Annotated in this window: 23 protein-coding genes; 12 read left to right on the top strand and 11 right to left on the bottom strand. The window is 65.8% G+C overall.

All coding sequences use genetic code 11. The annotated features are described in order from the left end of the window. Positions 1-9 precede the first annotated feature (9 nt). The 4 genes from flgK to ABIA40_RS05600 form a co-directional block, all read right to left on the bottom strand. On the bottom strand, positions 10-1,893 hold the full coding sequence (gene flgK, locus ABIA40_RS05615; protein ID WP_275502469.1) for a flagellar hook-associated protein FlgK: 1,884 nt from the start codon (positions 1,891-1,893) through the stop codon (positions 10-12). Between the two features lie 34 nt (positions 1,894-1,927). Continuing rightward, entirely contained in the window at positions 1,928-4,180 is a 2,253-nt protein-coding gene (locus ABIA40_RS05610) for a flagellar hook-basal body complex protein (protein ID WP_157280822.1), read from the bottom strand. 223 nt (positions 4,181-4,403) lie between these two features. Then, positions 4,404-4,916, bottom strand: a complete 513-nt coding sequence (gene msrB, locus ABIA40_RS05605; protein ID WP_036015643.1) for a peptide-methionine (R)-S-oxide reductase MsrB — start codon at positions 4,914-4,916, stop codon at positions 4,404-4,406. 87 nt (positions 4,917-5,003) lie between these two features. Then, entirely contained in the window at positions 5,004-6,461 is a 1,458-nt protein-coding gene (locus ABIA40_RS05600) for an NAD(P)/FAD-dependent oxidoreductase (protein ID WP_404539718.1), read from the bottom strand. 92 nt (positions 6,462-6,553) lie between these two features. On the opposite strand from ABIA40_RS05600, the gene ABIA40_RS05595 reads away from it, so the two are divergent. Continuing rightward, positions 6,554-7,090: a histidine phosphatase family protein gene (locus ABIA40_RS05595; protein WP_275502468.1), complete on the top strand. Its 537-nt coding sequence runs from the start codon at positions 6,554-6,556 to the stop codon at positions 7,088-7,090. 56 nt (positions 7,091-7,146) lie between these two features. Continuing rightward, entirely contained in the window at positions 7,147-7,572 is a 426-nt protein-coding gene (locus ABIA40_RS05590; RefSeq protein ID WP_036015633.1) for a universal stress protein, read from the top strand. A 178-nt stretch (positions 7,573-7,750) separates the two neighbouring features. Here ABIA40_RS05590 and ABIA40_RS05585 read toward each other — a convergent pair whose 3' ends face one another. Beyond that, a complete protein-coding gene (locus tag ABIA40_RS05585; RefSeq protein ID WP_036015631.1) occupies positions 7,751-7,987 on the bottom strand; it encodes a DUF1127 domain-containing protein in 237 nt (78 codons plus the stop codon). A gap of 186 nt (positions 7,988-8,173) precedes the next feature. Here ABIA40_RS05585 and ABIA40_RS05580 point away from each other — a divergent pair, with 186 nt between their 5' ends. After that, a complete protein-coding gene (locus ABIA40_RS05580; protein WP_225129423.1) occupies positions 8,174-9,517 on the top strand; it encodes a PLP-dependent aminotransferase family protein in 1,344 nt (447 codons plus the stop codon). A gap of 59 nt (positions 9,518-9,576) precedes the next feature. Here ABIA40_RS05580 and ABIA40_RS05575 read toward each other — a convergent pair whose 3' ends face one another. Beyond that, entirely contained in the window at positions 9,577-10,158 is a 582-nt protein-coding gene (locus ABIA40_RS05575) for a hypothetical protein (RefSeq protein ID WP_404539713.1), read from the bottom strand. Between the two features lie 76 nt (positions 10,159-10,234). On the opposite strand from ABIA40_RS05575, the gene ABIA40_RS05570 reads away from it, so the two are divergent. Continuing rightward, positions 10,235-10,669 carry a hypothetical protein gene (locus ABIA40_RS05570; protein ID WP_404539710.1) on the top strand — a complete coding sequence of 145 codons (435 nt, stop codon included), beginning with the start codon at positions 10,235-10,237 and terminating at the stop codon, positions 10,667-10,669. A gap of 4 nt (positions 10,670-10,673) precedes the next feature. Here ABIA40_RS05570 and ABIA40_RS05565 read toward each other — a convergent pair whose 3' ends face one another. Then, the gene (locus ABIA40_RS05565) at positions 10,674-13,073 is read right to left on the bottom strand and encodes an EAL domain-containing protein (RefSeq protein WP_404546172.1); all 2,400 of its coding nucleotides are present in this window, start codon (positions 13,071-13,073) and stop codon (positions 10,674-10,676) included. A 454-nt stretch (positions 13,074-13,527) separates the two neighbouring features. Then, on the bottom strand, positions 13,528-13,719 hold the full coding sequence (locus tag ABIA40_RS05560; RefSeq protein ID WP_404539707.1) for a hypothetical protein: 192 nt from the start codon (positions 13,717-13,719) through the stop codon (positions 13,528-13,530). Between the two features lie 31 nt (positions 13,720-13,750). On the opposite strand from ABIA40_RS05560, the gene ABIA40_RS05555 reads away from it, so the two are divergent. After that, on the top strand, positions 13,751-14,089 hold the full coding sequence (locus tag ABIA40_RS05555) for a hypothetical protein (RefSeq protein ID WP_404539704.1): 339 nt from the start codon (positions 13,751-13,753) through the stop codon (positions 14,087-14,089). 38 nt (positions 14,090-14,127) lie between these two features. Here the strand turns inward: ABIA40_RS05555 and ABIA40_RS05550 are convergent, their stop codons facing one another. Beyond that, entirely contained in the window at positions 14,128-14,634 is a 507-nt protein-coding gene (locus ABIA40_RS05550) for a ferritin-like domain-containing protein (protein ID WP_271540528.1), read from the bottom strand. Between the two features lie 430 nt (positions 14,635-15,064). Here ABIA40_RS05550 and ABIA40_RS05545 point away from each other — a divergent pair, with 430 nt between their 5' ends. From ABIA40_RS05545 to garD, 7 genes are all read left to right on the top strand, one after another. Beyond that, complete coding sequence (locus ABIA40_RS05545) at positions 15,065-16,147, top strand: YbhN family protein (protein WP_404539701.1); 1,083 nt, start codon at positions 15,065-15,067, stop codon at positions 16,145-16,147. 98 nt (positions 16,148-16,245) lie between these two features. Then, positions 16,246-18,192: a hypothetical protein gene (locus ABIA40_RS05540; RefSeq protein WP_271540530.1), complete on the top strand. Its 1,947-nt coding sequence runs from the start codon at positions 16,246-16,248 to the stop codon at positions 18,190-18,192. A 476-nt stretch (positions 18,193-18,668) separates the two neighbouring features. Next, positions 18,669-19,574 (top strand): LysR substrate-binding domain-containing protein, encoded by a 906-nt coding sequence (locus ABIA40_RS05535; protein ID WP_109143167.1) that lies wholly within the window; start codon positions 18,669-18,671, stop codon positions 19,572-19,574. A 123-nt stretch (positions 19,575-19,697) separates the two neighbouring features. After that, a complete protein-coding gene (gene kdgD / locus ABIA40_RS05530; protein ID WP_036030198.1) occupies positions 19,698-20,642 on the top strand; it encodes a 5-dehydro-4-deoxyglucarate dehydratase in 945 nt (314 codons plus the stop codon). A gap of 23 nt (positions 20,643-20,665) precedes the next feature. Continuing rightward, on the top strand, positions 20,666-22,024 hold the full coding sequence (gene gudD / locus ABIA40_RS05525; RefSeq protein ID WP_157280832.1) for a glucarate dehydratase: 1,359 nt from the start codon (positions 20,666-20,668) through the stop codon (positions 22,022-22,024). A 23-nt stretch (positions 22,025-22,047) separates the two neighbouring features. Continuing rightward, on the top strand, positions 22,048-23,496 hold the full coding sequence (locus ABIA40_RS05520; RefSeq protein WP_057028773.1) for an aldehyde dehydrogenase family protein: 1,449 nt from the start codon (positions 22,048-22,050) through the stop codon (positions 23,494-23,496). Positions 23,497-23,640: 144 nt separating this feature from the next. Beyond that, positions 23,641-25,182 (top strand): galactarate dehydratase, encoded by a 1,542-nt coding sequence (gene garD, locus ABIA40_RS05515; RefSeq protein ID WP_404539696.1) that lies wholly within the window; start codon positions 23,641-23,643, stop codon positions 25,180-25,182. A gap of 60 nt (positions 25,183-25,242) precedes the next feature. Here the strand turns inward: garD and ABIA40_RS05510 are convergent, their stop codons facing one another. Together ABIA40_RS05510 and ABIA40_RS05505 are read right to left on the bottom strand one after the other, a co-directional pair. Continuing rightward, positions 25,243-25,983 carry a hypothetical protein gene (locus ABIA40_RS05510; protein ID WP_404539693.1) on the bottom strand — a complete coding sequence of 247 codons (741 nt, stop codon included), beginning with the start codon at positions 25,981-25,983 and terminating at the stop codon, positions 25,243-25,245. 3 nt (positions 25,984-25,986) lie between these two features. Next, positions 25,987-26,721 carry a MipA/OmpV family protein gene (locus tag ABIA40_RS05505; protein WP_404539690.1) on the bottom strand — a complete coding sequence of 245 codons (735 nt, stop codon included), beginning with the start codon at positions 26,719-26,721 and terminating at the stop codon, positions 25,987-25,989. Positions 26,722-26,982 lie beyond the last annotated feature (261 nt).

Raw genomic sequence — 26,982 nt, 5'->3', positions numbered from 1 at the left:
TGTTACTGTTTACAGTTGAGCCTGGATCAACGTGTTCATCATGGTCTGCACCACCGACATGACATGGGCGTTGGCGGCATAGGCATTCTGAAGCTGGATCAGGTTCGACATCTCCGAGTCCAGGTTGACCTTGGAGGTCGAGTCGAACTTGGCCTGGAGCGTCGAGACCACGACGCTCTGGCCTTGCTGGAGCTGGGTCGCCTGGGTCGCGGCGTTGGCCTGCACGCTCAGGAACTGCTGGAGGAAGTTCGAGACGCTGCCGGTGAAGGGCTGACTCGCCGAGCCGAGGCCGCTCTGCGGCGAATAGGAAAACACTGCACTGGTGAGCTGCGAGTAGAGATAGTCCGAACGCGTGGTGTCGCCTGCGGGCGTCACCGGCGAGGTATTGTAGACCGACATCCGGGTGGGATCGGTCACGAGCTGCGTGTTCACGGCGATGCGCCCGGCAAGACCGGTCATCTGCGAGCCCGACGCCGTGATTGCGCCGGTGTAGAGCGCCTGCCCGCCGTCGGTGAACAGCGGCAGCTGCGGATTGCCCGAGGTCAGCGACGAGATCGTCTTGGTGGTCGAGGCCGAACCGACCTTGGCAAGCCCGGTGTTGTCGTCGGTCACCCTCAGTGTCGTGGCGGTCGCGGGCGACGGGGCGGCGGAGAACGACAGATGCGTGCCCGACAGCGCGGTGTTCAGCGCAGAGGCGATCGCGCCCATGCCACCGGCGAAGTCGACGCCAATCCGCATCGGGTTGGCGTTGGTCGCGTTCTGGAGCGGCAGCGCGGCTGGGTCGGTCACGTTGACGAGCGTGATCTGGCGCTGCGTGTTGGTCGCCGTGTCCGTATAGGTGATGTTGACCGTGTTGCCCGGCAGCGCACCGGCGAGCTCGAGATCGAAGCCGGCCGGCGGGCCGGTGACCGTGCTGCCCGCCGTTGTCTTATCGGACAGCGCGCTCGCCATCGTGGCGGCGAGCTGGTCGATCTGGTTCTGCGCCTGCACCAAAATGTCGTCGCGCAGCTTCAGATCGGCCGCGATCTGGCCGGACGACACCACGTTGTTGGCGACGACGTCGACTTGCGAGCCGTTCGGCAGCTTGATGTTGAACGCGCCGACGCCGGACTTGGCAGGGTCGATGTTGTAGAGGGACGTTGCCGACAGCGCGCCGGCGGAGGCAAAGGAGAATTCGGAGGCGAGCCCGGCGCCGACCAGCTGAATGCCGGTCGTGGTGTAGATGTTGGCCTGGTTCGAATTGTCGGTGGTGACGCGGACGTCGACATATTTCGACAGCGTGTTGATGGCTTGGTCGCGCTGGTCCATCAGCGTTGCGGCCGAGGGATCGTTGGCCGACAGGCCCTGGAGCCTGGTGTTGATGTCGGCGATCTGCTTCATGGCCGCATTGGCGGCCTGCGCCGAATTGCCGAGATCCTGTTCGACGTTGGAGCGCAGCGACTGGATGCCCTTGGTGGTGACGTTGAGCTGCGTCGCGAGCGCCTGGGCCGCCCCGAGCGCGACGGTCTGCGCCGACGACGCACCCGAGCTGGTCGACAGCGCCTGCAGCGCCGTCGTGAACTTGTTCAGCGCGCTTTCGAGCGTGCCGGAATTGCCGGGCGTGCCGTAGACATTCTGAAGCTGCTTCAGGATGTTGGCCATCTGGTCGGCGTAGCCGCCGCCGCCGGTCTCGGTCCGTAGCTGGTTCTGCACATAGGTGTCGAGCAGGCGGCTGACGCCGGTCGTCATCGCCGTCGCGCCGAACTCGCCGGTGGTGACCTCGATCTGGTTCGGCGTCTGGACGACGTAACCCGGCGTCTGCGCATTGGCGACGTTCGAGGAGACGATCGAGAGCGCGGCCTGGTTGGCACGCAGACCGCTCATCGCACTGGCGAGGGCTGAACTCAAACCCATATCACTGGCCCGCCTTTGTTACGTCACGCGCCGATCAGCGCAACACGTTGAGGAGATCCTGCACCATCGAGTTTGCCGTCGTGATCACCTTGGTGTTGGCCGAATAGGCCTGCTGGGTCACGATCAGCTTGGTGAATTCGTCGGCGATGTCGGTGTTGGATCCCTCCAGCGACGAGCCGCTGATGGTGCCCGAAGCGCCGTCGATGGCGTCACCCGATTGTTCGGTCGCGGCATAGGCGCCGCCGTCCATCGCCTTCAGATAATTGGTGCCGTTGAAGTGCGACAGCTGCACCTGCGCGAGGTTGAGGTTCTGGCCGTTGGAGAAGGTGCCGACCACCACGCCGTTGTTGTTGACGGCGACCGAGCGGAGCTGACCGGCGGCGTAGCCGTTCTGGGTGATGGTGTTGATCGTCACCGCGCCGCTGGTGCTGGCATATTGCGTCAGGCCGCCCGAGGAGATGTTGAAGGCGACCGAGCCGAGCGACTGGCCGCTAACGGTGACGTTGTTGATGGTGATGCCCGAGCCGCTCGGCGAGGTCAGCGAGCCGTCGGCGGCAAAGGTGAAGGTCTGGCCGGTATTGACCCATCCGACCGTCGTGCCGGTCGCGTTCGGGTCGGTCTGGTAGAACAGGTTCCAGCTGTCGGAATGACCTGCGCCCAGCGAGGCGCTGTCGGTCTTGGCCCAGCGCAATTGCAGGTTCACCGGCGTACCGGCGGCATTGTAGGCGGTCACCGCGCCGCCGCTGATCGATTCCTTGGTGAAGGTGGCGATGTCGTTGCCGATCACGCCGCCGGTGCCGGCCGTGCCGCCACCCTCGCGATTCCTGGTGATGGTCGAGGTGAAGCCGAGCGCGGAGAAGGCCGCGCTGTTGGAGCTGGAGACCGTCAGGTTGGAGACCGTGCCGGTGTTCAGCGTGATCACGCCGCCGCTGCTGACCGACGATCCCGAGGCGCCGGAGAGCGCATCGATCTTGCCGAGCAGGGTCGTGACGTTGTCGGTGACGTTGATCTGGTTCGGGCCCGAGGCGCCGGAGTTCATGAAGGTCAGGGTCTGACCATTGACGGTGATGGTGTCGCCGGCGGAGAAGCCGGATGTGAGCACCTGGGCGCCGCCGGCCGTCGCGCTGCCGCTCAACACGGTCGCGCCGGAGATCGCCGGCGACGACAGCACGTTGCCGCCGCGTGTCACGCTGCTGATGCCGAGCGCGGTGGCGGCCGTGCCGCTGCCGATCGCAACGTCCGTGCCGGTGCCGGTCGCGATCTGGATATTGCCGCTGACCGAGAGCGAGGCCGTGACGCCGGCGCCGCCGGCGGTCTGGATCGCATTCAGAATGTCGGCCACTGTCGCCGTGGTGCCCGCACCGAGACCGATCGTGGTGTTGCTGCCGACGGTCGAGACCGTGGTGCCGCCGTTGAACGTGATGGTGTTGCCGTTGATGGTCAGCGTCTGGCCGCTCAACGCGGTCAGAATGCTGGAGGCGAGATGCGTGCCGGCGGCATTGTCGAGCGAGGTGGTGGTCGAGGCGACTGCCGAGGAATTGTTCTGGAGCGCAACTGTGCCCGTGGCCGTCGTCGAAGAATAGGCCGAGCGGATGTTGCCGGTTGCGGCCGCGCCCGAGACCGTCGCGTTGGCATAGGGCGCCGGCGGCGTGCCGACCGGCAGCGGGTTGGCGGCGAAATCGGACGGGTTCAGGCCGCCGGCGGCGAGCAAGGTGCCGGTCGATGCCGTGGTTTTTGCCACCGTGTTCGGCTGGGTCGGCAGGTTCGCCGCGTACTGGATCGAGGTGGTCGCCTGCGCCGGAATGAAGTTGTTCTGGAATTGCAGGACGTTTGCCACGCTGCCGGTCGGGTTGCCGGTCTTCGGGTCGACGGTGACGCCCATCAAATAATAGCCGGCGCCGTTGACCAGGTTGCCGTTGGCATTGAGCTGGAAGTCGCCGCGCCGCGTGTAGTAGGTCACCCCGGTGAAGACAGGCACGTTGTCGACGACGCCGCTCGCCTTCTGGATCGAGAAGAAGCCGTCGCCGGTGATCGCCATGTTGGTGGCGACGCTGGAGGACGAGATCGTGCCCTGCGTCGTGATGGTAGCCTTGGCGTTGGCCTGCACGCCGCCTGCCACCTGCTTGCTCGGGACTGAGGAGTCCGGAATGAGGTCGACGAAGCTGGTGCCGATGCCCTTGTAACCGGTGGTGGATGAGTTCGCGATGTTGCCGGAAATGTTCTGCAGCGCGAAGGACTGCGCCTGCAGGCCACCCACCGAGGTGTTCATTGCATCGAAGATACCCATAACTTTGTCTCCAAATCCGATCTCGGCGGCCGGTCGACCATGGCCGCAATCGGAAAGAGACGTCGCAAGGCCTATGCCAATGCGGGTATCTTCAGCAAATCAATGACTTAATGAAAAAGCCCCGGTCTGACGACCGGGGCACATTTGCCGGGACCGGCAACAATTGCCGGGGCATCCTGTCGTTCCGGAGCGGTCCGCAGGACCGGAATGACTCCCGTGAAACCTACGTCGCCGACGCCGCCGCGGGATGGAAGACCAAGCCGAAACCGTCGATGCAATAGCGCAATCCGGTCGGCTTCGGGCCGTCGTCGAAGACATGGCCGAGATGGCCGCCGCAGCGCCGGCAATGCACCTCGGTGCGGACCATGCCGTAGCTGCGGTCCTCGGTCTTGCCGACATTGCCTTCGATCGGCGCATAGAAGCTCGGCCAGCCGGTGCCGCTCTCGAACTTGGTCTCCGACGTAAACAGCGGCAGGTCGCAGCCGGCGCAGGCGAAGATGCCCTTGCGCTTCTCCTTGAGCAGCGGGCTGGAGCCGGGCCGCTCGGTGCCGTGGTTGCGCAGGATCTCATATTGCTGCGGCGTGAGCTGCGCGCGCCATTCGGCCTCCGTCTTGGTGATCTCGAACTTCTGCGCGGCCTTCTCGCCGGCCTCGGCAGGTGTTCCCCTCAGCCAGCGCAAGGCCGAAAGGCCAAACAGGCCGGCGACAGTCGTGAGCAGGATGCGGCGGTCAAGCATGTCATTCTCCGTGCGCGGGAAGTCCACGCCCTGAGATACGGGCTTCTGCCGGCCCAAGTTACACGTCGGAGCGGAATTTCGCTCAACTTATTGCGAGACGCGGTCCTCGTGCACGACCGGTTCCGCAGCGCCGACCGCGGCTTTCGGCGGTGGCGCCGGCCGGGGTCGCACGCCGGGCGGCGCTCGGCGCGGACCGGTGCCGGCGGCGCGGTTGGCTTCGGCGACGCGGGCCTCGCGTTGCCTGTCCTTGACCCTGGCGCGCTCGCGATAGCGGGCGAGCGCACCTGCGGCGGCGGAGCTCGCCCTGCCCCAGATCCCGACCAGCTGGCCGGCGACGCGCCCCGTGGCGCCGCCCGCCCAGACCAGTTCGAACGGCGAGAACAGCTTCCAGCGCTCATCGCCCCACAAAATGCTGCGTGCGATCATCTGTCCGGCCATGGCGGAGGTGTTCATGCCCTGACGACCGAAGCCGCTCGCCACCCACAGGCCTTTGCGCAGCTGGCCGATCTGCGGCATGCCGTGCACGGTCTGGCCGGTGGCGCCGCCGAAGATGTCGGTGATCTCGACATTGCCGAGCTCGGGAAAGATCGTCCGGATCCGCCGCTTGATGGCGCCGGCGAAGCGCTGCGGACGCGCGGCCCAGGTGGTCTCCGGGCTCTCCCACATCAGCCGGTCGCCGTCGACGACCCGGAAATGGTCGACGCCGTCGGAATCCATCACCGATCCCTTGAAGGCGATGATTTCGTGCACACGCTCGCCGAGCGGCGCGGTCACGCCGGCATAGCGCCAGACCGGAAGCAGCGTCTCCGACAGGCGCTTGGAGGGGGCGCCGAGATGAATGTTGCCGGCGAGCACGATGTGGCTCGCCCGCAGCCGCGCCGAGGGCGTGACGATGCGCTTGCGGATGCCGGAATGATCGATGCTGACGACCGGCGTGTCCTCGAAGATGCGGGCGCCTGCCCGCCGTGCCAGCGCCGCAAGGCCGTGCACGTATTTCCGGCCGTCGACCTGGAACGCTTTCGGATAATACACGCCGTGGAAGTAATGATCGGTCTTGAGCGCCTCGCGCACGCGATCGACCTGCCAGCCTTCGACCTCGGTATCGAAATCCTCGTTCAGCATCTGCAGCCGGCTGATCAGCCGGTCGCCTGCATCGACGTTGGAGACCTCCAGCGCGCCGTCGCTGAGGCCGATCCCCGGCATGCTCTCTTCGCTGGCGTTGGCCCGGACGAACGCGGCGCCCTGCTTCGACAGGGTCCACAATTCGCGGGCGTCCTCCAAGCCGATGCGCTCGATCAGGTCCGTGAGCGGCAGCGCAAAGCCCGGCATCACGGTGCCGAGCTGGTTGCCGGAGGCGTTCCAGCCGATATGCCGACCCTCGAGCACCGCGACGCTGGCCCCGAGCCGGGCCGCCTCCAGCGCCACGGTAAGCCCAGCTAGGCCCGCCCCGATCACACAAATGTCGGCATCGAGATCGAACGACAGCCGCACGCGGTCGCGAAAGCCGGCTTCTTCCTGGGACACGCTTGTGAAAGTCTCGCTCATAGCGTTTCTTAAGATACCAACCGGGCGCCTGTCACCTTGTCCTCAACCGGCGCCTGTAGATTATCGTGGACGTGGAACGATTCGAGAATGCCATGCGCCGTTTGATGCTGCTGCGTCACGCCAAGACCGAGACCGACGCACCGAGCGGCCGTGACCAGGACCGCCGGCTCGACGACCGCGGTCACAAGGATGCCGCGCGGATGGGAGACTGGATCGCGGCCCATCCGCCCTTCCCCGATACCGTATTGGTCTCCCACGCCGTGAGGGCCCGTCAGACCTGGGACATCGCCTGGGAGGCGATGAAGGACCGCGTCCCGGCGCCGCAGGTCGAGGTCCTGCCGGAACTCTATGGCGCCGATCCCGCGCAGATCCTGGACACCATTCGCACCGCAACCGCCCCCGCCGATCCGAAGCGGCTGCTGCTGATCGGCCACAATCCCGGCATGCACGAGGTCGCGCTCATGCTGATCGGCGGCGGCGATCCCGATGGCGCCAAGGCACTCGGCGACAACCTGCCCACAGCGGGGCTTGCGATCTTCGACTTTGACGTCAAGGATTGGGATGACGTGGCCTACCGCCGCGGCAAGCTGGTGCTGTTCGTCAGCCCCAAGCTGCTTCGATCGAGCTAGAGACGCGCGGGCGCCGTCTCGACCGGTTGTTCAGCTTGGTCTTCAGGGAGGCGCAGATGTTCAAGTCCATCCTCGTGCCCATCGATCTCGCCGACACCGATCTCGCCAAGCCGGCGATCGCGACCGCGGCGACTTTGTCGCAGACCTGGAGCGGCACCGTGCGCCTGCTCAACGTGCTGCCGATGACGCCGGTGATGCTGGCCGAGTACGTCCCGGCCGATTTCGACGAGCAACAGCGCCAGACCTCGGAAGAGGCGCTTGCCATCGTCGCGCGGGAATCCGGCATCGAGCCGTCCCGCATCTCCAGCGTGGTGCGCCAAGGCGGCATCTATCACGAGATCCTGGAGGAAGCCGTGCACGTGAAGGCCGATTTGATCGTGATGACCTCGCATCGCCCGGCGATGCGCACCTATTTCCTCGGCTCCAACGCCGGCCACGTCGTGCGCTACGCCAAGTGCTCGGTGCTGGTGGTGAGGCACTGAAGGGCAGCAGACTCCGTCATTGCGAGCCACACTCGCGCTCCCGTGCCCCGGACGCCGCGCAGCGTCTCTTCGCCGATGCGCTGCAGAGCCGGGGCCCATGCGTCAGCGAGTGCGATCCGCTGGGTCCCGGCTCTGCGCAGCAGCGTTTCCCGCTGCAGCGCTTCTGGACACGCGAGTATCACAGATACCGCGACAGCTCGGTCTTGAACTGCCCGTACACGGCATCCTCGATCTGGCTGCGTGTGATGCCGATGTCGCGCAGGGCGCGGTCGTCGAGCTCGTTCAGGGTCTTGACGGCGGAGCGGCGCTCCAGCCGGTCGAACAGCGCGGTGAGGCGCAGGGCTAGGGCACTGAAAAATCCGCCCGATGAGGATGGGCGTAAAGTCCGCCCGGCAGTTTGCGAGATCGTGGTCATTCTTCTTCTCCGGCCTATTGTCCCGCGCGGCGAAGCAGGTGCCGTTGGCGCGGACGCTAGTGGGCGCCTGCACCTCATTTGCCGCCGGATTGCTCTCGCTCTCCTCGGCTCAATCGCGGAACTTGATGGAACTTAAATGCTCCAGTACACTCCTCGGAGCAAGCAAAACATTGCTCTCGGTGCAATATGTCCAAGTTCGAGTACGTGAAGCTGGCCGATGCCATTGCGGCCGATATCACTAACGGCACGTTAAGGCCCGGCGACCGGCTGCCGCCGCAGCGCAATTTTGCCTATGACCGCGGCATCGCGGTCTCGACCGCGAGCCGGGTCTATACTGAATTGCTCCGCCGTGGCCTCGTGGTCGGCGAGGTCGGGCGCGGCACGTTCATCTCCGGCGACGTCAGGCGTGAAGTCGAGACCATGCGCGAGCCGGCCGACGCGCGCATCAATCTCGAGGTCAATTACCCGCTATTGCCGCAGCAATGGGCGATGATCGCCAAGAGCCTCGCGGGGCTCGAGCGCATCGACGCGCTCGAATCCGCACTGCGCGTTTCCACCAGCACCGGCACCAAGAGCGCCCGCGTTGCCGCGGCTGCCTATCTCGCACGCAAGGATTTTTCGCCGCAGCCCGAGCAGATCTTCTTCACCGCCAACGGCAAGCAATCGCTGGCGGCCGCGCTTGCCGCGCTGGTGCCCACCGGCGGCCGCTGCGGCGTCGAGGCGCTGACCTACCCTTACGTCAAGAGCATCGCCGCGCGGCTCGGTGTGACGCTGGTCCCGATCCCCATGGACGAGTTCGGCGCGCGGCCCGACGCCATCCAGAAGGCCCATCGCGAGGCGCATCTGTCGGCGCTGTATCTGCAGCCCATCATCCAGAATCCGCTCGGCGTCACCATGAACGCGACGCGGCGCGCCGACATCATGCGCGTCGCCGAGAAGCTCGATCTCACCATCATCGAGGACGCCGTCTACGGCTTCCTCGCCGACGACACGCCGCTGGCGGCGCTCGGGCCTGACCGCTGCATCGTGCTCGACAGCCTGTCCAAGAAGGTCGCACCGGGGCTCGCGCTCGGCATCCTCGTCGCGCCGCCGCATCTGCGCGAGAGTGTGATGAGCGCGGTGCGGACCGGCGGCTGGATCGCCTCCGGCCATGCGCTCGCGGCCGGGCAGCGGCTGATGGCCGACGGCACCGTCGCCGAGCTGACCCGGCTGAAACGCATCGATGCCGCGCGCCGACAGCAGACCGCCGCTAGGCTGCTCTCCGGCTACCAGCTCGCCGCCGATCCGCGCTCCTATCATCTCTGGCTGACGCTGCCGCCGCACTGGCGCTCGCAGACTTTCGTCGCGGCAGCAGCAAGGCGCGGCATCGCGCTGACGCCGTCCTCGACCTTCGCGATCGCGCACGGTCATGCGCCGAATGCGGTGCGGCTCGCGCTGGCCCCGCCCTCGCCCGAGCAGCTCGATTCCGGCCTGCGCACCATCGTCTCGCTGCTCGGCACCAAGGAGGACGATTTCGATTCGACGGAGTAGGGCTCTCATTTGACGCGTTTTCTTCACGCGAACCGGACCTCACTTCGCTCGCAAACGCTTTAGGGCAGCAGGGCCTTCGGCACGCGATCGAAACTGTAGCTCTGCGGCCGGTTGCGCCGCACGAAGCCGCCGACCTGCCAGGCGAACAGCGCGGCGAAGCCGAGGATGAACAGCACGCCGGCGAGCTCGCCGGTCAGAAGCGCGCGGAACAACAGCCCCGCCATTGCCACGGCGAGCACGGCCAGGAACGCCAGCACCGCCGCATAGGTCTTGCGGCCGAGCCCCGCAGTCAATTCGGCGCGGCTGCCGGCTTTGGCCATCCGCGCGTGCAGCTCGATCAGGAAATCGCGAAAACCGTTGTCCTGCGGCGCCATCAGCGCCGCGGTCTGCCAGCTCGTCGACAGGATCGCGATGCGGCCGCCGCCGGTGCGGTTGATATCGGCGCGGAAGCGGTGCTGCTGCATCGACACCGGGCGGAACGACAGCCGGATCGCCGAGATCTCGTCATAGCGCCACAGGCCGGAGCGGCCGGCGATGTGCCAGGACAGCCCCTGCTCCGTCAGCTCGAAGCGATGCGCCGAGCCGATCAGCGAGGCCTTGTAGGCATAGCTCGTGGTCGAACCCGCTTCCGCTTCCGGCATGTCGTCAACGAACCCATGGGCGATCGCTTGGGCGATCGGCTTGCGCGATCGCCCCCGGCCATCCTACAAGCGAGACATGGCTGAGACGACCTTTTTTCCGCGCCACCTGATTCTCGGCGCCGCGATGATCTCCGGTGTGTTGCTGGCGCTCGCGGTGCACATGCTGGGCGCGCGCTACGGTCTCGATCTCGGCCGCCTCTGGCGCTCCGACACGCATGAGTTCATTCCGGCGGGCGCCGCCATCGCCTGGTGGCTGATCGCCACCGTCGGCTTCTCCGGCGGCTATTTCACGGCGAGCCTGATGCAGAGCGCCGTTTCCGGACAGATCCGGCAGCGGATGCGGCAATTCCTGATCGCGGTCGGCGTGCTGCTGCTTGCGGGAGCGGGTCAGGCGGCGTCGGCGCCGAGCCCGATCCCGACCGTCTCGGGCGTGCTCGCCGGGCTTGCCGCCCTGTGTCTCGGCGCCGTGATGGCGTTCTGCGGCGCGCATTTCGCGCTGCGCCGAAGCTGACCTCTCAAGCCGACGCGCGCAGCCGCGGCCGTTCCAGCATAATCGCGACATCCGAGGCGGGCCGCGGCTTGCTGAACAGATAACCCTGCGCCTGGGTGCAGCCCTCGCGCCGGAGCAGCTCGAGCTGCGCGTCGTTCTCGACGCCCTCCGCCGTGGTGACGATGCCGAGGCTGCGGCCGAGGCCGGTCACGGCGCGAATGATCGCCATGGAATCCTCGCGCGTCGCCAGCTCTGACACGAAGGAGCGGTCGATCTTGATCTTGTCGAACGGGAAGCTGCGCAGATAGCTCAGCGACGAATAGCCGGTGCCGAAATCGTCGAGCGAGATCCGCACGCCCATGGCGCGCAGCTCGTGCAAGGTCGTCAGCGTCGCCTCGCTGTTCTGGAGCAGGACGGATTCGGTGATCTCGAGCTCGAGGCGGCGCGCACCGAGTCCCGAGGCGGCCAACGCCTCGGTCACCCCTGCGATCAGGTTTGGGCTCTTGAACTGCACCGGCGACAAATTGACGGCAACGTCGATACCGTCGGGCCAGGTCGCCGCGTCGGCACAGGCCCGGTGCAGCACGAACTCGCCGAGCTGGATGATGAGGCCCGTCTCTTCGGCCAGCGGAATGAATTTGATAGGTGCGATCAGCCCGCGCTGCGGATGTCTCCAGCGCAGCAGCGCCTCGAAGGCCACGACGCGCTCGCTGAGGACGTCGCGGATCGGCTGATAATGCACCTCGAATTCGTTCCGTTGGAGCGCCGCGCGGAGATCCATTTCCAGTAGCCGCCGCGCCTGCGCGCGCGCATCCATACCGGTCTCGAAGAAGCGGTAGGTGCCCCGACCGTCCGCCTTGGCGCGGTACAATGCGAGGTCGGCGTTCTTCAACAGCTCGTCTGGACTGCTGCCGTCCTGCGGCGACAGCGAGATGCCGATCGAGACGCCGATCACGATCTGATGCTGGTCGATCTCGTAAGGCGCCGAGATCACCTCTACGAGACGGCTGGCCAGGGATCTAGCCACCGCCTCCTCGGAGCGCCCGATCAGGACCACGGCGAACTCATCGCCGCCAAGCCGGGCCACGGTGTCGTTCTCGCCGACGCTCGCCTCCAGCCTGCGCCCAACCTCCTTCAACAAGGCATCGCCGATGGGATGGCCGAGCGAATCATTGATGTCCTTGAAGTGGTCGAGATCGAGACAGAGCACCGCAAGCTGGTCGCCCGAGCTGGTCCGGCGCAGCCCATGCTCGAGCTGTTCGTGGAACAGCACGCGGTTAGGCAGGCCGGTCAGCGCGTCATGGCGCGCCATATGGGAGATCTTCGCCTGCGCCTCCAGCCATTCGGTGATGTCCTCGAAGGTTGCGACCCAACCGCCGCCCTGCATCGGCTGGTTGACCACCCGGATAGAGCGGCCGGAGCGATTGAGGATTTCGGTCGTGGTGCGGCCGTCCCGCGCATCGGCGACGAGGCGGGCGAAGAATTCATCGGCATTGCCCTGCCACTCGCCGCTGGCCTGCTCTTCCCTCAGCACGTCGGCCAGCAGGCGGCCGGTCAGGGCGATCCCGGTGCGGCGGAGCAACGATGCATAACGTTCGTTGAACAGCATGATCTTGCCGTCGGCGTCGAACATGCAGAGCCCCTGCGACATGTTTTCGAGCGCCGTATCCAGCACCATCTGCTGGCGGCCCAATTCGCCCTTGGCGCGGCGGTCGAGGAGCGCGGCGAGCAATGCGATCATGATGATCGCAGCCGCGGCGCTCGCGGTCAAAACCGACAGCGACGTCGGCGGGATTGATAGCCCGCTGATCACCAGTGTCGGATCCGGCGTCAGCTGCACCGCCCCCATCGCCGTGAAATGATGCGAGACGATGGCCACGGTCAGCAGCACCGTGGCACCGAGCGCGCCGGACAGGCTGTCACGCCGGTCAGCAACATGGAGCGCGAGCGCGCCGAAGATCAGCCCGAGCAAGATCGACACGGCCACGGTCCCCGTTGACCAGCTAACGCGCGCAGGGATTTCGAGCGCCATCATGCCCGTATAGTGCATCGCCGCCACGCCGCCTCCGACAACTGCCCCCCCGAGGGCGACGAGGCTGGGCCGGATGGTCGAGACCGCAACACTCAAGCCGACAAAGGTGACGGCGATGGCGAAGATCAGCGACACCAGCGTCACCGGGACATTGTAGGCGCCGCCGACGCCCGGTCCGTACGCCAGCATTGCGATGAAATGCGTCGCCCAGATGCCGCAGCCGGCGACGACTGCGTCGAGCGTTAGCCACACCAGGCGCCCCGATCCCTGCGTCGCGCGCGCCCTGTGAAACAGGCTGATCGCCGCCGCACTGGCGAGCAGACACACCGCGCCGGCAAGCGCGACCAGCCGCCAGTCATGTTCGTCGGTCAGACAGTAGAGCACCTGATACATAAGCATTCCCCAAGCCTGCCATCACCAAAGCCGGGAAGTGGTGGATATTAGGTAACGAAGGATGATTGGCGTGCCGGATGGTGAACAGGAGCTTCCAAAATCAACCGATCGTTGCCGGTCAGCGCGCGTTCGCTCCCCATTTTTCAATTGGCGGATGAGCGGGTGCCAATACAATCAACCTTCCCGCGCGCGCATGCCAGCCGCGCCGGGGACACAGGGAACGGGGGTGATTGCTTCGAGTTGGCCGCCGGGACTACATCTATAGGTTAGGCATGGCAACGAAGCACTACTCCATTGATCACACAGTGGGTCCGAATTCGGCAAGCTGGCTACGCTTGCAATCGTCGCCGGCCTGATCGGCGTGCTGTTCGCGGGCAGCACCCTGGTGACGCCGCTTTATGTGCTCTACGAGCGACAGTTCGGCTTCTCGCAAATCACCCTGACGCTGATCTACCTATGTGATCGGCAATCTGGCTGCGCTGCTGGTGTTCGGGCGCATCTCGGACCAGATTGGCCGCCGCCGGACAGCGCTCACTGCAACGGTCGTTGCCATCATCACGCCGTGGCCGGGGCTGTCTTCCTCGAGTTCTCCGCAGTGGTGGCCATCGTTATCGCGCTGACGCTCGCTGTCGAGCCGCACGGCCATGCTGTGCTCCCTCGACCTCATGCTCCCGAGCGTGGCACTGATCGTCGCTGCACAATTTCAGGCATCGATGGCCCTGATGATCGCGGCAATTACGCTATGCGCAGTTGCGGTGGGGCTGGGTTATCGTGGCAGCCTGCAGGTGGTGAACCAGATCGCGCCGGAGGATCGTCGCGCGGAAGTGGTCTCGGCCTATTTCATCTGCGGCTTTCTAGGCAACGCGCTTCCTGTGATCGGCATCGGGGTGATCTTGACGCTGGCAAGCCCGCGCCTTGCGAGTATCGTCTTCGCCGCCATGATCGCGGCCTTTGCCGTGATCGCGCTCGGCTTCGGGCTCAAATATAGGCCCACTAAATCAGGAACGCCGCGCTGATGGCGCGGCGTTCTCGGCGTCGGTCCAGTGCAATCGCATCAGCTCGCCGCGCGCAGATTCACCTTGCTCTCGGCGAGCGTCGTCAGCTTCTGGTCGGTCGCCTTCTCCTCCTCGAGCGTCTTGGCGAGCACCGCCGCACAATCCTTGCGGCCGAGCTGCTTGGCCCAGGCGATCAGGCTGCCGTAGCGGACGATCTCGTAATGCTCCGCGGCCTGCGCCGCATTGATCAGGGCCGCGTCGAGCACCGCCTTGTCGGCGACGTCGCCGGCGGTCTCGTCGGCTTCCTCGATGATGCCGTCGATTGCCGGGCAGTCGACCGCCTTCACGGGGACGCCGTGCATCTTGAAGACCTCCTCGAGCCGCGCGACGTGCTGCTTGGTTTCCTCGAGGTGCGTCAAAAAGCCCTGTTTCAGCTGCGGATCAGTGGCCTTGGTCGCCATCTTCGGCAGCGCCTTGGTGAGCTGCTGCTCGGCGTAATAGATGTCCTGGAGCTGATGTACGAACAGGTCGTTCATGGTCTTGATGTCTTTTGTGAACAGTCCCATCGTTCTGATCCTCTCGGGTTTTGGGAACACGGAGGCGCCGGCTTGCACGAAAAAGCCGCGTATTCCGCCATGTTCGATTGCTGATGGAGCCTAACGACCACGCGGCATCGACGTTCCAAAAACGCCGATACGGCTCTGCGCTGGAACAATGCGGACGGCGCCGGGATTTGAGATCTTATCGGCACGGCGAGCGCGGGGATGGCGTCGGGTTTCGCGACTCATATGCTTAACGCGCCGCCGATATGAACCGCGTATGACAAAGTTGCCCGCCGAACGCAGAACCTATTGTTGTCAAGGGCTGCACAAGCCGCTGATTTTGCCTTAAATGAGCTGGATCATGCCTAGCGATCGATGCCTGCCTTTTGGCCGTGATCGCACCCGACCGGCCAATGTCTGGCCCGGTCGGTCTTGCCCCCCGCCGGGAGGATGAATGCACGGACTGCTGCCCGCGTTGAAACGCGGCTTCAACAGATGGATCGGCTGGCGACGGCTCGGCGTCGCCGCGAGCATCTTCATCATCGCGTTTGCGATCACCACGCTGGTGCGGACGCTCAAGGGCATCGATACCGGGGTCATCCTGACCGCGTTGACGGAGATTCCCCGCGGCAACATCGGGCTGGCGGCGATCTGCGTCGTCTTCGCGTTCTGTACGCTGACCTTCTACGACTATTTTGCGCTGCGAACGATCGGCAAGAAGCACGTGCCCTATCGCATCGCGGCGCTGTCCAGCTTCACGTCCTATTCGATCGGGCACAACATCGGCGCCACGGTCTTCACCGGCGGCGCGATCCGTTTCCGGATCTATTCGGACTACGGACTGAACGCGATCGACGTCGCGAAGATCTGCTTCCTGTCGGGCCTGACCTTCTGGCTCGGTAACATCTTCGTGCTCTCGATCGGCATGGCCATCCATCCGGATGCGGCCTCCTCGATGGATCAGCTGCCCTCCTCGCTCAACCGGTTGATCGCCCTCGGCGGTCTCGCATCGATCGGCGCGTATCTGGTCTGGCTCTGCATGGGCGAGAAGCGCCGCGAGCTCGGCCAGAAAGGCTGGAAGGTGGTGCTGCCCTCGGCACCGCTGACCTTGGTGCAGATCCTGATCGGCGTCGTCGATCTCGGCTACTGCGCCACCGCAATGTACCTCCTAATGCCGGCTAACCCGCCGATCGACTTCATGTCGCTCGCGGTCGTGTTCATCCTGGCGACCCTGATCGGCTTTGCCAGCCACGCCCCCGGCTCGATCGGCGTGTTCGATGCCGCCATGCTGGTGGCGCTGCCCCAGTTCGGCCGCGAGGAGCTTCTGGCCACGCTGCTGGTGTTCCGCATTCTCTATTTCGTGATCCCGTTCGGCCTCGCCATCTCCATCATGGGCATGCGCGAGCTCTGGATGAATGTGGTCGCACCGTGGCAGGAGCGGCGGCGGCTGGCGGAAGCCTGCGCGCAGGCCAACCTGCCGAAGGAGGTGACGCCGATGGAGCGCGAACGGCTGCTGCGGCAGGCCGGCAAGCGCTGAGCCGCCGAAGGCACCTCGGAATCATCGGACAAAGGTTGCGGGCCGGCGCGCAATCCTCTCTTATTTCCGCCTCAACTTTGCCGTTGAAGACGCGGGCCATGATTTCCGTATTCCTTCGCACCCTTTCGGCAGGCGCCGTGCTGCTTACCAGCCTCCTCGCTTTGCCCGAGCGTGCCGCCGCGCAGGACGCCGGCACCATGCAGATCAGCTGGGAGGTGCGTAACCGCTTCCGGCTATTCCGCGAGGAGCGTGATTTCCTGCTCCATGTCGAGAACGCGCGTAACCGCAGCATTCTGGCCGCCGAGCAGTCGCTGGAGCTCCAGAGCGAGGGCCGCGGCTGGGCCCGCAACATGGTCAACCGGCTGTGCATCGATCTGCAGGGGCGGGTCAACCAGCCCTGCACCCGCGACAATGTCAAAGAGAACTACATCACGCCGATCGACCATCCGGTGACGGTGCGCCTGACCGGTGCGGTGCCGGTCGGCGCCACCTGCGCCTGGTCGTTCGATGACGGCGACGGGCCGCAGAGCTCGACCTTCGACTGTGCCGAGCCGGTCAATTTGCGCGTCCGCTACGGCAAGCAGACGGTCGCGACCGTCGATGTCTCGGCCGGCTCCGATCCGACCCAGCGGGTCCAGACCGAGATCCAGGTCCGCGACATCTTCATCGCAGGTCTAGGCGACAGCATCGCCTCGGGCGAAGGCAACCCGGACCGGCCACTGGCGCTGTCGGACGAAGGTTTTTGCTTCCGCTCCTATCTCGGCACCGCCGGCGAGCAGTACTATCGGCCGAGCCGCCACGGCTTCAAGGGCGGCCGCGCCTGCGAGGCGCCGGATACGCTCGCCAACTGGCAGCGCTACAGCGCGCTCTGGTTCAATGCGCCGTGCCATCGATCGCTCTACAGCTATCAGGCGCGCACCGCGCTGGCACTCGCGGTGCGCTACACCCACATCGCCGTGACCTTCCTGCCGCTCGCCTGCACTGGCGCCAGCATCGTCGACGGGCTGCTCGGCTCGCAGCGCGCCCGCGAATGCCCGCCCGGCAAGACCGGCGTCTGCAACACCAGCGTGAACGCGCAAGTCGCCGAGCTGCGGGAAGCCGTCACCGCGGCGAAGAAGCGCCAGCCCGATCGCACGCTCGATCTCGTGCTGCTCTCGGTCGGCGCCAACGACGTCTATTTCTCCGGCCTGGTCGCCGACGTCATCGTCGAAACCGCCACCGAGCGCGCGCTGTTCCGCCGCTCCGGCGTGATGGCAAGCGTCGACGATTCCCGCGATGCGCTCCAACGCGAGCTGCCGCAGGCTTTCGTCAAGCTGCGCGAGGCGTTGAAGCCGCTGGTCGGCGGCGACCTCTCGCACGTGGTCTATGTCTCCTATGCCAATCCTGCGCTCGCCGACGGCGGTGCGCCCTGCCGCGGCGGCCGGGCCGGCTTCGACATCCACCCGTCCTTCAATGCCGATCCGCAGCGCCTTTCCCGCGTCTCCGCCTTCGTCGACAGCGAATTCCTGCCGCAGCTGAAGGGGCTCGCCACCTGCACCCGCGGTGCGCTGTGCCGCGATCCCGAAGCCGACCGCATGACCTTCGTCGATGCGCACCAGGCCGCGTTCGCCGAGCACGGCTTCTGCGCCCGTTCCGGCAACGATCCCGAATTCGACCGCAGCTGCTTTGCCGCGAACGGCCAGAGCTTCGATCCCGACATCGTCAGCGCGGCGAGCCAGCCGATGCTGTGCGGCCGCGGCGCCTCGGAATACCGCGCCTACCTGCCCCGCGCGCGCTGGATCCGCGACGCCAATGACAGCTATTTCGCCGCGATGACCTATCCGCAAGGCCTGCCGGCGGCGAGCCAGCCGACCGACATCCACGATGCGGCCTGGGGCGTGCTCTCCGCCGTCTATGGCGGCGCGGTGCATCCGAGCGCCGAGGGCCATGCCGCGATGGCCGACGCGGCGCTGCCGGCGGCGAGCGCCGTGCTCGGTCTCGACGCCGTGCCGCCGAACGTGACGCGCGGACTGCTGCCGCAGTTGCTGCCCAGCGCGCAGCAATAGCGCGCGCTGCCTCCACACACCCACCGTCGTCGCCCGGCTTGACCGGGCGATCCAGTACTCCGTGACAGCAGTGATTGAATCGAGACGCCGCTGCGTACTGGATTCCCCGCCTTCGCGGGGAATGACAGCGCTGGTTTGATAGGGTTTCCCAACACCGATCATCCCCCACTTCGCCGTTCCATCGATCCAAAAACAGCATCGATCGATACTGCCTTGAACTTGGACACTTCGCCGCGCGCACCTCTAGGACTCGTGTCGGGCAAACGGCCGAGGCTTAAGAGAGGCGCGTGATGAGCGCAGTGGCGTCCGCAGCGGACGTCAGGCGGTCTCGCATCAGCCTGTTCCTCCTGAGGGCTCCCATGGGAGAGCCTGACCAGGCAACTCAACGGCGGCCCACAAGGCCGCCGTCTTTGTTTTGGGGGTGATCGATGCTAGAAGTGCCGGGGAAACGCCTTATTCATCTAAGGCATGTATCGATGTTCGACCTCAACCAGCTCCGCTGTTTCGTCACGGTGGCGGAGGAATTGCATTTCGGCCGCGCCGCCGTGCGGCTCAACATGACGCAGCCGCCGCTGTCCCGGCAGATCCAGGTGCTCGAGCACATCATCGACGCGCCGCTCTTGGAGCGCACCAGCCGCTCGGTACGCCTCACCCCGGCCGGGCGCAGCTTCCTGCCGGAGGCGCGGCGCATCCTCAAGCTTGCGGAGAGCGCTTCGCAAGTGGCCCGCCGCATCGCGCTCGGCAAGACCGGCTCGCTGAAGGTCGGCTTCACCGCGGCCGCGGCCTATGGCTTTCTGCCCGAGCTCATCGCCGCCTGCCGCGCCAAATTGCCGGAGGTCGATTTCTCTCTGAAGGAGATGGTATCGGGCGACCAGTTCGAGGCGCTGACCTCGGGCCAGATCGATGCCGGCCTGCTGCGGCCGCCGATCGCGCGGCCCGAGCTTGCCAGCCGTCGCGTCGTCGCCGAGCCGCTGCTTGCGGCGATCCCGAAGAAGCATCCGCTGGCGAATGCCGACGGCATCACCATCAAGGATTTCGACGACCAGCCCTTCGTGATGTACTCGCCCTACGAGAGCCGCTACTTCCACGACCTCCTGGTGGCGCTGTTCACCCGCGCCGACGTGCTGCCGCGCTACGTCCAGCATCTCAGCCAGATCCACTCGATCCTTGCGATGGTGCGCGCGGGCCTCGGCCTCGCCATCGTACCGGCGGCAGCGGCGAGCCTGAAGATCTCCGACGTCCGCCTGCGTCCGCTGAAGCTGCGCACGCGCGTTCCGGTCGAGCTGTTCATGGTGTGGCGGCGCGAGGACGAGAACCCGCTGCTGTCGGCGCTGGTCAAGATCGCCGGCGAATTGTCCTCCGCGGAGCTGGCGGAGGATTGATGCTCAATCCGCATCGGTCGATATAGGCTTTGGTTTGGACGCGCATCGAACGGTCTCCTAAACCACGGCGCATGGACGTGCGGCCTCTGCTTGCGTCCTCCGCAACACGAGAAGGGAGCGCCCATGAGCAAGATGACCCCGCAGGAAATGGCCCAGAAGATCGGATCGGGCCTCCTGTCCTTCCCCGTCACGCCGTTCAGGGCGGACTATTCCTTCGACGAGGCGACCTATCGCGCCAACATGGACTGGTTGTGCGGTTATGACGTCGCAGGCCTGTTCGCCGCGGGCGGCACCGGCGAGTTCTTCTCGCTGACGCCATCAGAGGTTCCGCAGGTCGTCAAGGTCGCCGTCGACGAGACCAAGGGCCGCGTGCCCGTGCTCGCCGGCACCGGCTACGGCACCGCGATTGCCCGCGAGATCGCCATCGGTGCGGAAAAGGCAGGCGCCGACGGCCTCCTGCTGCTGCCGCCCTACCTCACCCATTCCGAGCAGGAAGGCCTTGCCGCCCATGTCGAGGCGGTCTGCGCCGCCGTGAAGATCGGCGTCATCGTCTATAACCGCGACAACGCCATCCTCCAGCCCGACACGCTCGCGCGCCTTGCTGAGCGCTGCCCGAACCTCGTCGGCTACAAGGACGGCATCGGCGACATCGAGCTGATGACCCGCGTCTACACCAAGCTCGGCGACCGCCTCACCTATGTCGGCGGCCTGCCGACCGCCGAGACCTTCGCGCTGCCCTATCTCGACATGGGCGTGACGACCTATTCCTCGGCCGTGTTCAACTTCGTGCCGGAATTCGCCACCAACTTCTACGCCGCGGTGCGCAAGCGCGACCACGCCACGATCCAGGCCGGCCTGAAGGATTTCATCCTGCCGCTGATCGCGATCCGGAACCGCAAGAAGGGTTACGCGGTCTCGATCATCAAGGCCGGCATGAAGGTGATCGGCCGCGATTCCGGCCCGGTCCGTCCGCCGCTGACTGATCTCACCGAGCAGGAGATGGCGGAGCTGACCGCACTGGTGCAGAAGCTGCCCGCCGCACGATCGTCACAACAGGCTGCAGAATAATAAGACGAACGGAGGAGCCTGCGATGGCCCAGACTGAGATTTCCGGCGCGTCAGTCGCCGGAGCACCTGTTATCACGGCGATGCAGGTGATCCCGGTCGCGGGCCGCGACGGCATGCTCCTCAACCTGAGCGGCGCGCATGCGCCCTTCTTCACCCGCAACATCGTCATCCTCACCGACAATGCCGGCCACACCGGCGTCGGCGAGGTGCCGGGCGGGCAGAAGATCTGGCAGACGCTCCAGGACGCGCGCGACCTCGTGATCGGAAAGACGGTCGGCGCGATGAACAACATCCTCGCCGATATCCGTACCGCCTTCGCCGACCGCGACGTCGGCGGACGCGGCAAGCAGACCTTTGATCTTCGCGTGATGATCCATGCGGTCACCGCGATCGAATCCGCGCTGCTCGACCTGCTCGGCCAGCATCTCGGCCTGCCCGTCGCAGCACTGCTTGGCGAAGGCCAGCAGCGCACCAGCGTCGAGACGCTCGGCTATCTCTTCTTCGTTGGCGACCGTCGTAAGTCGAAGCTCGACTACGTCACGGGCGAGACCGGAAAGGCGGAATGGTTCAATCTCCGCCACCAGGAGGCGATGACGCCCGAGGCCGTGGTGCGGCTCGCGGAGGCGACCCACGACCATTACGGCTTCGCCGACTTCAAGCTCAAGGGCGGCGTGCTCCGCGGCGAGCAGGAGATCGAGGCGGTTACCGCAATCGCAAAACGCTTCCCCAGCGCGCGCGTCACGCTGGACCCCAACGGCGCCTGGTCGCTGGATGAGGCGATCAGCCTCTGCAAGGGCATGCATGGCATCCTCGCCTATGCCGAGGACCCCTGCGGCGCCGAGGCCGGCTTCTCCGGCCGCGAGATCATGGCCGAGTTCCGCCGCGCCACCGGCCTGCCGACCGCCACCAACATGATCGCGACCGATTGGCGGCAACTCTCCCATGCGCTGCGGCTCGGGGCGGTGGACATCCCGCTGGCCGATCCCCATTTCTGGACGATGCAAGGCTCGGTGCGCGTGGCGCAGACCTGCCGTGACAACGGCCTGACCTGGGGCTCGCACTCCAACAACCATTTCGACATTTCGCTTGCCATGTTCACCCATGTCGGCGCCGCCGCCCCCGGCAAGGTCACCGCGATCGACACCCACTGGATCTGGCAGGACGGTCAGGCGCTGACAAAGGAGCCGCTCCAGATCAAGGGTGGCAAGATCGCCGTTCCGGACCGCCCGGGCCTCGGCATCGAGATCGACCGCCCCGCCATCGAGGCCGCGCACGAGCTTTATAAGAAGCATGGACTCGGCGGGCGGGATGACGCTATGGCCATGCAGGACTTGATCCCCGGCTGGACGTTTGACGACAAGCGTCCCTGCCTCGTGCGTTAGAAACGTTCCCCTGGAGGAAAAAGATGACAGCGATCCTGAAGAACTTCATCGGCGGCGAATGGGTCGACGGCTCCGGCGTCACCAGGAACATCAACCCCTCCAACACCAATGATCTCGTCGGCGAATATGCCAAGGCCGACAAGGCGCAGACCGAGAAGGCGATCGCCGCCGCGAAGGCCGCCTTCCCCGCCTGGGCACAGTCGACCCCGCAGGCGCGCTACGACGCGCTCAACAAGATCTCGACTGAAATCCTCGCCCGTAAGGAAGAGCTCGGCCGCCTGCTCGCGCGCGAGGAAGGCAAGACCCTCCCCGAAGGCATCGGCGAGGTCGCCCGCGCCGGCCAGATCTTCGCGTTCTTCGCCGGCGAAGCGCTGCGCCTGATCGGCGAGAAGGGCGCCTCGGTGCGTCCCGGCCTCGACGTCGAGCTCACCCGTGAGCCGGTCGGCGTCGTCGGCATGATCACGCCCTGGAACTTCCCGATCGCAATCCCCGCCTGGAAGATCGCGCCGGCGCTCTGCTACGGCAATACCGTGGTGTTCAAGCCGGCCGAGCTGGTGCCCGGCTCGGCGCATGCGCTGTCCGAGATCATCACCCGCTCCGGCATTCCCGCGGGCGTGTTCAACCTCGTCGTCGGCTCCGGCTCGGTCGTCGGCCAGACCCTGCTCGAGCATCCGGACGTCGCCGCGATCTCCTTCACCGGCTCGGTGCAGACGGGACGCAAGATCGCGCAGGCCTGCGTGCTCTCGAACCCCATGAAGAAGTTTCAGCTCGAGATGGGCGGCAAGAATCCGCTGGTCGTGCTCGACGACGCCGACCTCAAGACCGCCGTCGAGGTCGCCGTCAACGGCGCTTATTTCTCGACCGGCCAGCGCTGCACGGCCTCGTCCCGCCTGATCGTCACCGAGGGCATCCACGACCGCTTCGTCGCCGCCATGGCCGAGCGTCTGAACAGTCTGTCGGTGGACGATGCGCTCAAGGCCGGCGTGCATATCGGCCCCGTGGTCGACCAGAACCAGCTCGACCAGGACCTGCGCTACATCAAGATCGGCCAGGACGAAGGCGCCAAGCTCGCCTTCGGCGGCGAGCTGCTGAAGCGCGAGAATCCCGGCCACTATCTCCAGCCGGCGCTGTTCACCGAAGCCAACAACAACATGCGCATCGCGCGTGAGGAGATTTTTGGTCCGGTCGCCGCCGTCATTCGTGCGAAGAATTACGAAGAGGCGCTCGCCATCTCCAACGATACCGAGTTCGGCCTCGCCTCCGGCATCTGCACCACCAGCCTGAAATACGCCTCGCACTACAAGCGCAACAGCGAGTCCGGCATGGTGATGGTCAATCTGCCGACCGCCGGCGTCGACTATCACGTGCCGTTCGGCGGCCGGAAGGGCTCGAGCTACGGCGCCCGCGAGCAGGGCTCCTACGCGCGCGAGTTCTACACCACGGTGAAGACGGCTTATACGTTCCCGGGCTGAGATATCGTTGAGATTGTAGGGTGGGTTAGCGCAGCGTAACCCACCTCTTCTGCTTTCCGCAGATACAGACATTGGTGGGTTACGCCGAGTGATTGCGCTCCGCGCAATCACGGGGCTAACCCACCCTACACTTCGGAGTCCTCGATGGACCAGGACGTCGCCGCGAAAGAGCAGCCCCGCTACATCAAGCTCAACGAGCGCGACAATGTCGCGATCGTTGTCAATGATTTCGGGCTCCCCGCCGGCGCGCGGTTTGCCAGCGGCCTGACGTTGCGCGCCTTCGTGCCGCAGGGACACAAGACCGCGCTGGTCGACATCGCGGAAGGCGAACCGATCGTCCGCTATGGCGAGATCATCGGCTACGCGCTGTCGCCGATCCTGGCCGGCGAATGGGTCGACGAGGCGCGCATCCGCATGCCGGAGGCCCCTGCCCTCGACAAGCTCGAGATCTCGACCGCCGTCCCCGCACCGCTGCCGCCGCTCGAAGGCTTCACCTTCGAGGGCTACCGCAATCCGGGCGGTTCGGTCGGCACCAAGAACATCCTCGGCATCTCCTCCTCCGTGCAATGCGTCAAGGGCACGATGGAATATGCGGTCAAGCGCATCCGCGCCGAGCTGCTGCCGAAATATCCGAACGTGGATGACGTCGTGCCGCTGACGCACGCCTATGGCTGCGGCGTCGCCATCACCGCGCCCGACGCGGTGGTGCCGATCCGCACTCTGCAGAACCTCGCGCTCAACCCGAATTTCGGCGGCGAGATCCTCGTTGTCGGCCTCGGCTGCGAGAAGCTCGCACCCGAACGCCTGGTGCCGGAAGGCGTGGGTGACGCGATCATCCGCATGCAGGATGAGGCTTTCGACGGCTTTGGTGCGATCGTCGAGGCGATCATGACCCAGGCCGAGGCGCGGCTGAAGGTGCTCAACACGCGCAAGCGCGAGACCTGTCCGGCGTCCGACCTCGTGATCGGGCTGCAATGCGGCGGCAGCGATGCCTTCTCCGGCGTCACCGCCAATCCCGCCGTCGGCTTCGCCGCGGACCTCCTGGTGCGCGCCGGCGCGACCGTGATGTTCTCGGAAGTGACTGAAGTGCGCGACGCGATCCAGCTGCTCACTCGCCGCGCCATCAACGAGGACGTCGGCCGCGCGCTGGTGCGCGAGATGGCTTGGTACGATTCCTATCTCGCCCGCGGCGGCGCCGACCGCAGCGCCAACACCACGCCCGGCAACAAGAAGGGGGGCCTTGCCAACATTGTCGAGAAGTCGCTCGGCTCCATCGTCAAGTCCGGCTCGAGCGCCATCACCGGCGTGCTCTCGCCCGGCGAGAAGGCGACGCAGAAGGGCATGCTGTTCGCCGCGACACCCGCCTCCGACTTCATCTGCGGCACGCTGCAGCTCGCCTCAGGCATGACGTTGCAAGTGTTCACCACCGGCCGCGGCACGCCCTATGGCCTTGCTGCAGCACCGGTGATCAAGGTCGCGACGCGCAGCGAGCTGGCGCGGCGCTGGAAAGACCTGATCGACTTCGACGCCGGCAAGATCGCAACCGGCGAGAAGACCATCGAGGAGACCGGCTGGGACCTGTTCCGCCTGATCCTCGATGTCGCCAGCGGCCGAACCAAACCCTGGTCGGACCGCTGGGGCATCCACAACGACCTCACGCTGTTCAATCCCGCGCCGGTGACCTAAAGCGTTTCCGAGCGAAGTGGGTCCCGGTTCGCGTCAAGACAACGCGTCAAGACAGAACCGTCACTGCCCCTCGATCAAGTGCATGTCGCCCAGCGTGAGCGGCAGGCTTCGGACGATGAGGTTCGCGATCGCCGCACGCAGCCGTTCGCTCGAACCCGCCTCCTCGAACGTCCCTTCGATCGGTCCGCTCGGGCCGGCGATCCGCACCGTTCCAGTGTTGTCGAGCGGCGCGGCCGCCCTCTTCTCGATCACGTCGAACGACTTGCCCTCGATGATGCGAACCTCGTACAACGCGTGGATCAGTCCGTAATCCGCAAGCAACGTCCGATATTCGGCGAACCCGACGCCCTCGACGTTGCGGCCGTTTCCAAGCTTCGATCTCGCCCGGGTGATGACGATATACGCGTCCAGTCCCTGCGGCGTGACATCGCTGCGAACCAGCTCCTTGAACGGGTCGCTCCGCAGCAGATTGACCGGGGCGACCGCCGAATCCCTGATCGCGGCGAAGGCCGCGCGCCGGTAGCTCACCGGCTGCACATGAAACCGTCCGCTCAGCAGCTTCGTCGCCTGCTGGACGATCAGCTCGTCCAGCCCCCATGCGCCGATCGAGGCGGTCTGCGCGGCGTTGTCGAGCCCGGTCAGGCCGGCTCGCGTCAGGCTGATCTCCTCGCCGATCGCCGAGATGATGCCGACGGTCTTGATCGCCTGGAGCCGGCTCGCACGCGTCTCGAACGCCGCGGCGGCACCGAGCGCGACGCTGGCGATCGCGCAGGCGAGAGTTAGGATTATCTTGCCGCGCATGGTCTATCGGATCCTGAAATCGAACGAATAGGACGCACCGAGACCGATGGTGGTCTGGTTCGAGGATCCCCGCAGCTTCACCAGTGGGCTGTCCGCGACATCGCCGAGCAGCTTCTGGTACTCGACATAGGCGTGGACCTCCCACTGCGGGTTGATGCGGTAGGAGATCTGGCTGCCGAAACCGACCGAGTGCGCACCGCCCCTGGCATCGTATCTCGGAAGCCCCGATGCCAGTGCCTGCGTGTCGGTGACGCCGAAATATGGCGCAGTGGCATTGGCGCTCTTCCAGGTGAAGCGCGGGCCGGCCGAGATCGTCAGCCTTTGAATCAGCGGCACGATGACGTCGGCGGACACATCCGCGACGGTGCCGGTATGGCCGCCCATGCCCTGGCGCAACTCGCTGCGCAGGCGCAGCCAGTCGACCGGATAATACTCCACGAAGCCGCCGAGCTCATAGGCGGCGTCGACATTGCCAAGGCCGGTCAGCTCGGCATATTTGTCGGCCTTCCTTGAGGCGACGTATTTGAACGCGGGGCCGGCGCGAAAATTGCCGACGTCGAGCAGCGCGATGCTGGCGCTGTCGCGCGGTCCGCGAAACTGGTCGATCGATCCGGCGCGGCGGATGGAGAAGATCGGGATCGGAAGAAACTTCCCGTTGTTCGATCCGACGAACTCGGGCTTGTACTCACCGCCGATGCCGACCATGACGGTCCAGTTTCCCGACGGCGAGGGCAACATCGGCAGCTCCAATGGCGGCGCTGGCAGCGTGAAGGCGGTCTGCGCGCGAGACTGATGGCGCAGTTGCCATGATCGCACCGAGTGCGGTGAGACAGGCGGTCGTCCGCCGCACAATCGCCGTGAGGCGGAGAGCGGCTTCTTCGAAATCATTCATTGCGGGGCCCCGGACCGGCCTTGCAGGCCAAGTCGACTGTTGTGGTTAGGAGCCACAGCATCTGGTCCGGCAAAATTGCCCCAAGATTGCAAGGTGCGATCGGATGC

Source organism: Bradyrhizobium sp. USDA 223 (assembly GCF_044909005.1).
GTDB lineage: Bacteria > Pseudomonadota > Alphaproteobacteria > Rhizobiales > Xanthobacteraceae > Bradyrhizobium > Bradyrhizobium yuanmingense.
The sequence above is the reverse complement of the archived record's forward strand: the minus strand, read 5'-3'. Positions and strand labels throughout refer to the sequence as shown.